Below are 9,456 nucleotides of genomic sequence, written 5' to 3'. Positions count from 1 at the left end.
GCGCCCGCGCCCGCGGAGGGCGCGGCGCTGCCGGCGTGATTGCATCAGGAGCGCAGGAACGCGAGCAGGTCGGCGTTCAGGCGGTCCTTGTGGGTGAAGGCCAGGCCGTGCGGGCCGCCTTCGTAGACGACCAGGCGGCCCTGCGGCAGGATCTCGACGGCGCGGCGCGCGGTGGTGTCGATCGGGACGATCTGGTCGTCGCTGCCGTGGATGACGAGGGTCGGGATCGTCATCTTTTGGAGGTCTTCCGTGAAGTCGGTTTCCGAGAACTGCTTGATGCACTCGTAGGCGGCGCGCACGCTGCACTGCATGCCCTGCAGCCAGAACGTGTCGCGCGCGCCCTGCGAATCCTTGGCGCCCTCGCGGTTGAAGCCGTAGAACGGGATGCTCAGGTCCTTGAAGAACTGGGCGCGGTCGGCCTGCACGCCGGCGCGGATGCCGTCGAACACGGACATCGGCACGCCGTTCGGGTTCGCATCCGACTTGGCCATCTGCGGCGTCACGGCGCCCACCAGCACGGCGCGCTTGACGCGGTCGGTGCCGTGGCGGCCGATGTAGCGCGCGACTTCGCCGCCGCCGGTCGAGTGGCCGACATGGGTCACGTCGGTCAGGTCCAGTGCTTCGACCAGTTGCGCCAGGTCGTCCGCGTAGTCGTTCATGTGGTTGCCGTGCCAGGGCTTGCTCGACAGGCCGTGGCCGCGGCGGTCGTGGGCGATGACGCGGTAGCCATGGTTCGCCAGGAACATCATCTGGTCTTCCCAGGCGTCGCCCTGCAGCGGCCAGCCGTGGCTGAACACGACGGCGGGACCGTGGCCCCAGTCGGTGAAGTGGATGATGGTCCCGTCGCGGGTCGTGATGGTGTTGGCGGTGCGGGTGATGGTCATGGCGTGTCCCTTCGGGTTGGTGGCTGGAAGCCGGAAGGGACAGCGCGCGCCGCCGCATCCGGACCCGGACATTGTCGGGAGCGGCGCGCGGGCGGTCTAGTCATACGAACGTATAGGTTTTGCTTACCTGGCGGTATCGGGTGTTGCCTTCTCGACCGGGCAGTTGAGAGCGAGCATGCGGTCCACCGGCGCCGACGCGCGCATGCGCTCGCGCCACCACTTCAGTGCCGCGCCTTCCTCGCCCGTGCGCCACGCCATGTACAGCGTCTCGTCCGGCTTCGGCTCCTCGACTTCCTTCTGCACGAGGCGGCCGGCCGCGATGTCGGCGCGCGCCCACGCCTCGGGCAGGAAGCCGAAGCCGAGGCCCGCCAGCTGGAATTCGTACTTCGTCTGCATGTCGGGGACGGTCAGGGTGTCCTGGCCGAACAGCAGGCCCACCGTGCGCGCCTGCAGCAGCCGGACGGAGTCGGCGACGGACACCGCGCGGTGCGCCGTCAGCTCCGCCTTGCCCAGGCGATGCCGGACCCTCGCCAGCGGGTGGGAAGGCGCGACGACGAACACGAACGACATCGTCCCCAGCGGTTCCGCCGTGTAGCCGCCGCCGGAAGGCCCTTCGCCGGCCGCGCCGACGAGCAGGTCGACGCGGCGGTCGAGCAGGCTTTCCCACGTGCCGGACAACGCTTCGCGCACGATGCGCAACCGGGTCTGGTCGGCCACGTCATAAAAGGCGCGGATGTCGTCCTGCAGGCCGAGCGGGGCGAGTGCGGAGTCCATGCCGATGGTGAATTCGGTCTCCCAGCCGGAGGCCACGCGGCGCACGCGGCTCTCCAGGTCGCCCGCGGCCTTGAGCAGGTAGCGGCCTTCCTTCAGCAGCTCTTCGCCGGCCGGCGTGAGGACGACGCGCGGGCCGAAGCGCTCGAACAACTGCACGCCCAGGTCGTCCTCCAGCTTGGAGACGGTGTACGAGATCGTCGACGGCACGCGATACAGCTCCTTCGCGGCGGCCGAGAAGCTGCCGCGGCGGGCGATCGTGTCGACGGTGAGGAGGGCGTCCAGGCTGAGTCTGAGCATGTGCGGGCAATCGAGGGCGAGGGGCGCATCGTATCAGGCGCGCGCCCACTTCGACAACGTCCTTCCGATACGGGCGCGGAACGCCTGCACCTGCTTCGGCGCGAGCGACTCGGCCCGGTACAGCGACAGCATCCCGAACCGGCACTGCGGCGCGCACGTCCCCAGCAGCGCCGTCTTCAGCACGCGTTTCACGGGCTGGCGGAGGATGAGGCGGTCGACCCACCACGGCGAACCGAGCGACGTGATCGCGAGCGCATGGCGCAGCTTGTCCAGGCGCGGCCGGATCGGCCCCAGGTCGCCGGCGTGGTCGTACGCGACGCCCGGCGCCCACACGCGGTCGAACCAGCCTTTCAGCATGGCGGGGAAGCCGAACCACCACGTCGGGAACACGAGCACGAGTGCCTCGGCGGCCTGCAGGCGCGCGATGTGCGTCCCGGTGGCGTTTGCGTCGAACGCGGGTCCGTAGTAGCTCGCGCGTTCCGTCGCCGTCAACGCCGGCGCGAAGCCGGCGCCGTACAGGTCTTCGACGACCACGTCGTGGCCGTGGGCGGTCAGGGTGGAGATGGCGTGCCGGGCCAGCGCGCGGCACAGGCTGTCATGGACGGGGTGGGCGATCACGACGAGACACTTCATGCATGGCCCCCCAGCCCGAGATCGTCCGCCGCCTCCTTGCGCAGCATGAACTTTTGGATCTTCCCCGTCACCGTCATCGGAAACCCGTCCACGAACCGGATATAGCGCGGGATCTTGTAGTGCGCGATCTGCCCCTGGCAAAAGGTGCGGATCTCGTCCGCATCCGCGTGCTCGCCCGGGCGCAGCACGATGCACGCGCACAGTTCTTCTCCGTATTTCGGGTCGGGCACGCCCACGCACTGCACGTCCAGCACCTTCGGATGGCGATACAAGAACTCCTCGACCTCGCGCGGGTAAATGTTCTCGCCGCCGCGGATCACCATGTCCTTGGCGCGGCCCACGATGCGGCAATAGCCGTCCGCGTCCAGCGTGGCAAGGTCGCCCGTGTGCATCCAGCCGGCCGGGTCGATCGCTTCGCGCGTGCGTTCGTCGTCGCCCCAATAGCCGAGCATCACCGAGTAGCCGCGCGTGAGCAGCTCCCCGGTTTCCCCACGCGGGACGACCTGGCCCTCCGCGTCGACGATCTTGACTTCCAGGTGCGGGTGGATCCGCCCGACCGTGCCCACGCGGCACGCGAGCGGGTCGTCGACGGAGGTCTGGAAGCTGACGGGCGACGTCTCCGTCATGCCGTAGGCGATCGTGATCTCGTCCATGTGCATTTGCCGGATCACGCGCTGCATGACTTCCATCGGACAGGGCGAGCCGGCCATGATCCCCGTGCGCAGGCTGCCCAGGTCGAACGATGCGAACCCGGGATGGTCCAGCAGCGCGATGAACATCGTCGGCACGCCGTGCAGCGCCGTGCAGCGCTCGGCCTGCACGGTGGCGAGCACCGCGCCGGCATCGAAGCCTTCGCCGGGATAGACCATCGCGGCGCCGTGCGTCATGCATGCGAGGTTCCCCAGCACCATGCCGAAGCAGTGGTACAGCGGGACGGGGATGCACAGGCGGTCGCGTTCCGTCAGGCGCATCGCCTCGCCGATGAAGAAGCCGTTGTTCAGGATGTTGTGGTGCGTGAGCGTGGCGCCTTTCGGTGTGCCCGTCGTGCCGGACGTGAACTGGATGTTGACCGGATCGTCGAACTGCAGGGTGCGCGCCACGGCGTGCAGGCGCGCCATGTCGGCCGGGGTCGCGCATTGCGCCACCGTGTCGAAGGCCAGCATGCCCGGTGTGGATTCGTGACCGAGGCGGATCACGTGGCGCAGCCCGGGCAGCGTCGCGCTGCGCAGTTCGCCCGGTGCGGCGCCATCGAGTTCGGGCACGAGGTCGCGCAGCATGCCGAGGTAGTCGCTCGATTTGAAGCCGGGCGCGAGGATCAGCGCGCGGCAGCCGACCTTGGCCAGCGCGTATTCCAGCTCGGCGCGGCGGTAGGCCGGATTGATGTTGACCATGACGAGGCCGGCCTTGGCGGTGGCGAATTGCGTGAGCACCCATTCCGCGCGGTTCTGCGACCAGATGCCGATGCGGTCGCCGGGCTGCAAGCCCAAGCCCAGCAGGCCGGCCGCGAGCCGGTCCGCGCGTTCGCGCAGCTGGCGCCAGCTCCAGCGCACGCACTGGTGCGGGATGACGAGCGCATCGCGGTCGGGATGGCGCTCGGCGATGCGGTCGAGGTGGGCCCCGATCGTGTCGCCGATGAGGGGGAGCGAGTGCGCCCCGTGGACGTAGCTGGCTTGCATCTGTGTCTCCTGTTTATCCCTTCCGACACAGTGTAGCGTCCATGCGCGGCGGTCGATTGTCGAAAAAATCGATGATAGACCATAAAACAACTCGTTTTTCTTCTTGCTTGGCACCGACCATAATGCTTTCCATGGAAACGCGCTTTCGAGGGCAACAAGCCAGCAGGGAAGCGCAGCGTGTTCGAACTGTTCGAACACCCAAATCACAATCACAAGGAGAACATCATGCTGAAAGTACGTAAAAGCGCGGACCGCGGTGTCGCCAGTTTCGGTTGGCTGCGCTCGCAGCACACCTTCTCGTTCGGTCACTACTACGACCCGGCCCACATGAACGTCGGCCCGCTGCGGGTGATCAACGAAGACCGCGTGGCCCCGGGCCGCGGCTTCGATCCGCACAGCCACAAGAACATGGAGATCATCTCCTACGTGCTGGACGGCGCGCTGGAACACAAGGACAGCATGGGCAACGGTTCGGTCCTGCGCTACGGCGACGTGCAGCGCATGAGCGCCGGCACGGGCGTCACCCACAGCGAGTACAACCACTCGGCGACGGAATCCGTGCACTTCCTGCAGATCTGGGTGATCCCGGCCGAGGCGGGCGGCGAACCGGGCTACGAAGAGAAGCACTTCGACACGGACAGCAAACGCGGCAAGCTGCGCCTGATCGCGTCGAACGACGGCCGCGACGGTTCCGTGTCGCTGCGCCAGGACGCCGCCATCTACGCGACGATCCTCGATGGCAGCGAGCGCGCCGACCATGCGTTGCTGCCGGGCCGCCAGGCCTACGTGCAAGTGGCGCGGGGCAACCTCACGGTGAACGGCTGCGCCCTGGAAGCCGGCGACGCCGTCCAGATCAGCGACGAGGCCGTCGTGGCGCTGTCGGACGCGAAGGATGCGGAAGTGCTGCTGTTCGACCTGCCGGTCTGAACCTGGTGAACATTAACGAGTCAAACGCAACGATATTCGAGGAGAAGAGCATGGAAACCACTAAACTGTATCCCGTCGGCCGCGCCCTGGTGGGCGCACTGTTCCTCGCATCGGGCATCAACAAGATCATCGGCTTCGGCTACGTGGCCGGATGGATGAACAGCCTGGGCATCCCGGCGGCGGGGTTGTTGCTGGCGGGCGCGATCCTGCTCGAGGTCGGCGGCGGGCTGGCGCTGGTCACCGGGATCCAGGCGAAATATGCGGCGCTGGCGCTCGCGCTGTTCACGGTGCCCGTCACCCTGATCTTCCACGGCTTCTGGCATGTGGACGCGGCCGAGTTCCAGAACCAGCTGAACCACTTCCTGAAGAACGTGGCGATCTTCGGCGGCTTGCTGGCCCTGTTCGACGTCGAACGCCAGCGCGAGACGAGCGCCGCACGAGTGAACGTACTGCGCAGCCGGGCAGCCTGAGACGGGTACAATTTGTCCGCGACCTGGCGTACACGGGTGGCGGACATCCACGCAAAAGAAATAGACGAGGAGAACGAGCCATGGAAGTGACGACGCATCGCGGCGCGGGGCCGCTGCAGCAGGTGATCGAGATCGGCCAACACCGCATCCTGACGGACGTGAAGCCGGAATTCGGCGGCGAGGACAGCGGCCCGGAACCGCACGACATCCTGGCCGCCGCGCTGGCGGCCTGCACGACGCTGACCGTGAGCCTGTACGCCAGGCGCAAGGGCTATCCGCTGGACGAGATCAAGGTCTCGATCAAGCATGGCCAGGAAGGCGCGGCCTACGGCCTGCACCGCACGATCGAATACATCGGCGCGCTGGACGACGAGACGAAGGCCCGTCTGACCGACATCGCCAACAAATGCCCGGTGCACAAGACGCTGTCCGGGACCATCCAGATCACCACGGAGGCACGCTGACATGGACGCGTTCGAACACGAGAGTCTGGAAACCATCATCATCCCGCGCACGCACGACCTGGGCGGCGGCTTCGAAGTGCGGCGCGCGCTGCCGCACAAGGATCGCAGGATGGTGGGGCCGTTCGTCTTCCTCGACCAGATGGGGCCGCACGTTTTCCACGCGGGCGAGGGCATCGACGTGCGGCCGCATCCGCACATCGGCCTGGCCACCGTCACGTACCTGCTGGACGGCCAGATCCGCCACCGCGACAGCCTCGGCACCGTGCAGGACATCAAGCCGGGCGAAGTGAACTGGATGACGGCCGGGAAGGGCATCGTCCATTCCGAGCGCACCGGCCCGGACGTGCGCGCGGCCGGCTCCAACCTGTTCGGCCTCCAGTGCTGGGTGGCGTTGCCGAAGGAGAAGGAAGAGTGCGATCCCGCCTTCGCGCACATCGGCTCGCAGGAGCTGCCGATCCTCGACGGCGACGGCGCCACCGCCCGCATCATCGCCGGCAGCTATTTCGGCAAGCGCTCGCCCGTGCCCGTGCAGTCGCCGCTGTTCTACGTCGACCTGGCGCTGCAGCCGGGCGCGCGCCTGACGCTGCCGGCCGAGTATCCGGAACAGGCGCTGTACGTGGTGGACGGCACGCTCGACCTGGGCCGCGACGGCCGCTTCGAACAAGGCCAGCTGCTCGTGCTGAAACCGGGTGCGACGGTCACGCTGGCGGCGACCGGGAACAGGGGCGCCCGCGTGATGCTGCTGGGCGGCGAGCCGATGGATGGCCCGCGCTACCTGACGTGGAACTTCGTCTCGTCCTCATCCGACCGCATCGAGCAGGCCAAGGAAGACTGGAAAGCCCAGCGCTTCCCGCAGGTACCCGGCGAGACGGAATTCATTCCCTTACCGGATCTGCCGGGCCGGCCGGTCCGCTATCCCTGAACTTAGCCCTGGGCATCCGCGCTGCGCGGCGGCGGCACCGCATGGCGCCGCTCGTCCGGGCGCGTGAGCACACGCATCGCAATCTCGAACGGCACGCCCAGCGACGCCAGTGCGCGCGCGGGCGAGCGGTTCTGTTCCTGGGCCTCGTGGATCGTGGATTCGATCATGAGGGCGGTCTTGTAGTCGCTTCGTCGTTCCATCGTCGGATGCTAACACGAAGCCCGCCGGCCCGGTCGTAAGGCAGGTGTGCCACGCATTAGGATCCGCTAACCTGCGCCCGTTGAGCAACCGAAGAAAGACATCATGAACACGATTCGTATCCCCGCGCTGCGCGCCGCCCTGGCCGCAGCGGGCTTCCTCACGGCCGGCGCCGCCTTCGCGCAGGCCGACCTGATCCTCACGAACGGCAAGATCGCCACGATGGCGAAAGAAGGCGAGTTCGTGCAGGCCATCGCCGTCAAGGACGGCAAGGTGCTCGCCACCGGCAGCAACGCGAAGGTGCTGAAACTGAAGCGGGCGAACACGCGGGTGATCGACGCGCACGGCCGCACCGTGATTCCCGGCCTGAACGACTCGCACCTGCACGTGATCCGCGAGGGCCTGAACTACAACATGGAGTTGCGCTGGGACGGCGTGACGTCGCTGAAACGCGCGCTGGCGATGCTGAAGGAGCAGGCCGCGCGCACGCCGGACGGCCAGTGGGTGAAGGTCGTGGGCGGCTGGAACGAATGGCAGTTCGAGGAAAAGCGCCTGCCCACGCTGGAAGAAATCAATGCCGCCGTGCCGGACAAGCCCGTGTTCATCCTGTACCTGTACGGCCTCGGTTTCCTCAACAAGAAGGGCATCGCGACGCTGGGCTACGACCGCAACACGCACTACAAGGACGGCGAGGTCGAACTGGACGCGAACGGCCAGCCGACCGGCAAGCTGATCGCCAAGCCCAACGCTCTGATCCTGTACTCGACCCTCGCGAAGACGAACAAGCTGGGCCACGACGACCAGGTCAACTCGACCCTGCAGTTCTACCGCGAACTGAACCGCCTGGGCGTGACGAGCGCCATCGACGCGGGCGGCGGCTTCCAGAACTACCCGGACGATTACGGCGTGTCGCTGGAACTCGCGAAGCAGGGCAAGCTGACGGTGCGCACGGCCTACTACCTGTTCGCGCAAAAGGCCGGCAAGGAACTGGAAGACTTCCAGCGCTGGCTGACGATGACGCATCCGAAGCAGAACGACCACATGCTGTACCCGAACGGCTTCTCGGCCGAAGGCGCGGGCGAAAACCTCGTCGCCAGCGCAGCCGACTTCGAGAACTTCCTGGAGCCCCGTCCGGACCTGCCGGCCTCGATGGAACACGATCTGGAACCCGTCGTGTCGCTGCTCGTGAAGAACCGCTGGCCGTTCCGCCTGCACGCGACGTATGGCGAGAGCATCGCGCGCGACCTGGACGTGATCGAGAAGGTCAATGCGCAGACGCCGTTGAACGGCCTGCGCTTCATCATCGACCACGGCGAGACCGTGACCGACGCCGACCTCGCGCGCATCAGGAAGCTGGGCGGCGGCATCGCCGTGCAGGACCGCATGCACTTCCAGGGCGAGTCGTACTGGAAGCGCTACGGCGAACAGACGCGCCAGATGCCGCCGATCCGCAAGATGCTCGCGCAGGGCATCCCCGTCGGCCTGGGCACGGACGGCACGCGCGTCTCCAGCTACAACCCGTGGCCGTCCGTGTACTGGGCCGTCACCGGCAAGACGGCCGGCGGCCTGCAGATCTGGCAGGATGGCGACCGCCTGACCCGCTTCGAAGCGCTGAAGCTGATCACGACGGGGTCCGCGTGGATGAGCGGTGAGGAGAAAGTGAAGGGCACCCTGAAACGCGGCCAGTACGCCGACTTCGTCGTGCTGCCGCAGGATTACTTCGCCATGGACGCGGAGGGCATCAAGCGGCTGGAGAGCGTGCTCACCGTCGTCAACGGCAAGGTGGTCTACGGCGCGGGCGACTATGCGCCGCTCGCACCGAAGGCGCTGCCGGTGTCGCCGGCGTGGAGTCCCGTCGCGACGTACGGCGGCTACCAGAACCGCTAGGCCTCGCCCGCCAGCGCGGCGCGGGCTGCTTCGACCGTCTCCGCGAGGAAGTCGGCGACGGCGCGCACCCGGCTCGACGCGGCGAGATCCGCATGCAGCACGAGCCAGACGCCGTCGCTGAACACATCACCCGGCGCCAGCACGCGGACGAGATCGGGATCCGTGACGAGGAAGTCCGGGATGACGGCGAGGCCAAGCCCCGCGCGCGCGGCCGCGATCTGCGCGCGCAAGGTCGACACGGCCAGCACCACGTGCGCCTCCGGTGCCCGCTTCGCGAGCCATTGCGCGGCCGGCAGGTGCGCGTGCGCTTCGTCCCACGTGATC

11 protein-coding genes are annotated in these 9,456 nt (G+C 67.5%); 5 read left to right on the top strand and 6 right to left on the bottom strand.

Annotated elements, in window-relative coordinates:
- Positions 1–44: 44 nt before the first annotated feature.
- The 4 genes from ACEN88_RS17455 to ACEN88_RS17440 form a co-directional block, all read right to left on the bottom strand.
- On the bottom strand, positions 45–884 hold the full coding sequence (locus ACEN88_RS17455) for an alpha/beta fold hydrolase (protein WP_413341535.1): 840 nt from the start codon (positions 882–884) through the stop codon (positions 45–47).
- Positions 885–1,007: 123 nt separating this feature from the next.
- Positions 1,008–1,955 (bottom strand): LysR substrate-binding domain-containing protein, encoded by a 948-nt coding sequence (locus tag ACEN88_RS17450; RefSeq protein WP_413341533.1) that lies wholly within the window; start codon positions 1,953–1,955, stop codon positions 1,008–1,010.
- Positions 1,956–1,988: 33 nt separating this feature from the next.
- Complete coding sequence (locus tag ACEN88_RS17445; protein ID WP_413341531.1) at positions 1,989–2,588, bottom strand: NAD(P)H-dependent oxidoreductase; 600 nt, start codon at positions 2,586–2,588, stop codon at positions 1,989–1,991.
- Positions 2,585–4,264, bottom strand: a complete 1,680-nt coding sequence (locus tag ACEN88_RS17440; RefSeq protein ID WP_413341529.1) for an AMP-binding protein — start codon at positions 4,262–4,264, stop codon at positions 2,585–2,587. The genes ACEN88_RS17445 and ACEN88_RS17440 overlap by 4 nt, the downstream gene beginning before the upstream one ends.
- Positions 4,265–4,489: 225 nt before the next feature.
- On the opposite strand from ACEN88_RS17440, the gene ACEN88_RS17435 reads away from it, so the two are divergent.
- The 4 genes from ACEN88_RS17435 to ACEN88_RS17420 all read left to right on the top strand — a co-directional run bounded on the left by ACEN88_RS17435 (position 4,490) and on the right by ACEN88_RS17420 (position 7,047).
- The gene (locus ACEN88_RS17435; RefSeq protein ID WP_413341527.1) at positions 4,490–5,191 is read left to right on the top strand and encodes a pirin family protein; all 702 of its coding nucleotides are present in this window, start codon (positions 4,490–4,492) and stop codon (positions 5,189–5,191) included.
- Between the two features lie 50 nt (positions 5,192–5,241).
- Positions 5,242–5,661: a DoxX family protein gene (locus tag ACEN88_RS17430; protein ID WP_056131209.1), complete on the top strand. Its 420-nt coding sequence runs from the start codon at positions 5,242–5,244 to the stop codon at positions 5,659–5,661.
- Between the two features lie 80 nt (positions 5,662–5,741).
- A complete protein-coding gene (locus ACEN88_RS17425; protein WP_413341526.1) occupies positions 5,742–6,125 on the top strand; it encodes an OsmC family protein in 384 nt (127 codons plus the stop codon).
- A 1-nt stretch (position 6,126) separates the two neighbouring features.
- Complete coding sequence (locus ACEN88_RS17420) at positions 6,127–7,047, top strand: pirin family protein (protein WP_413341524.1); 921 nt, start codon at positions 6,127–6,129, stop codon at positions 7,045–7,047.
- A gap of 2 nt (positions 7,048–7,049) precedes the next feature.
- Here the strand turns inward: ACEN88_RS17420 and ACEN88_RS17415 are convergent, their stop codons facing one another.
- A complete protein-coding gene (locus tag ACEN88_RS17415; RefSeq protein ID WP_056131219.1) occupies positions 7,050–7,247 on the bottom strand; it encodes a hypothetical protein in 198 nt (65 codons plus the stop codon).
- 103 nt (positions 7,248–7,350) lie between these two features.
- Here ACEN88_RS17415 and ACEN88_RS17410 point away from each other — a divergent pair, with 103 nt between their 5' ends.
- On the top strand, positions 7,351–9,132 hold the full coding sequence (locus tag ACEN88_RS17410) for an amidohydrolase (protein ID WP_413341522.1): 1,782 nt from the start codon (positions 7,351–7,353) through the stop codon (positions 9,130–9,132).
- Here ACEN88_RS17410 and ACEN88_RS17405 read toward each other — a convergent pair.
- Positions 9,129–9,456, bottom strand: a 328-nt coding sequence (locus ACEN88_RS17405; RefSeq protein ID WP_413341520.1) for a LysR substrate-binding domain-containing protein, incomplete at its 5' end; no start/stop codon positions are given. The two genes, ACEN88_RS17410 and ACEN88_RS17405, sit on opposite strands and share 4 nt — an antisense overlap.

This window comes from Massilia sp. CT11-108 (assembly GCF_047302915.1).
Classification (GTDB): domain Bacteria; phylum Pseudomonadota; class Gammaproteobacteria; order Burkholderiales; family Burkholderiaceae_D; genus Telluria; species Telluria orientalis.
The sequence above is the reverse complement of the archived record's forward strand: the minus strand, read 5'-3'. Positions and strand labels throughout refer to the sequence as shown.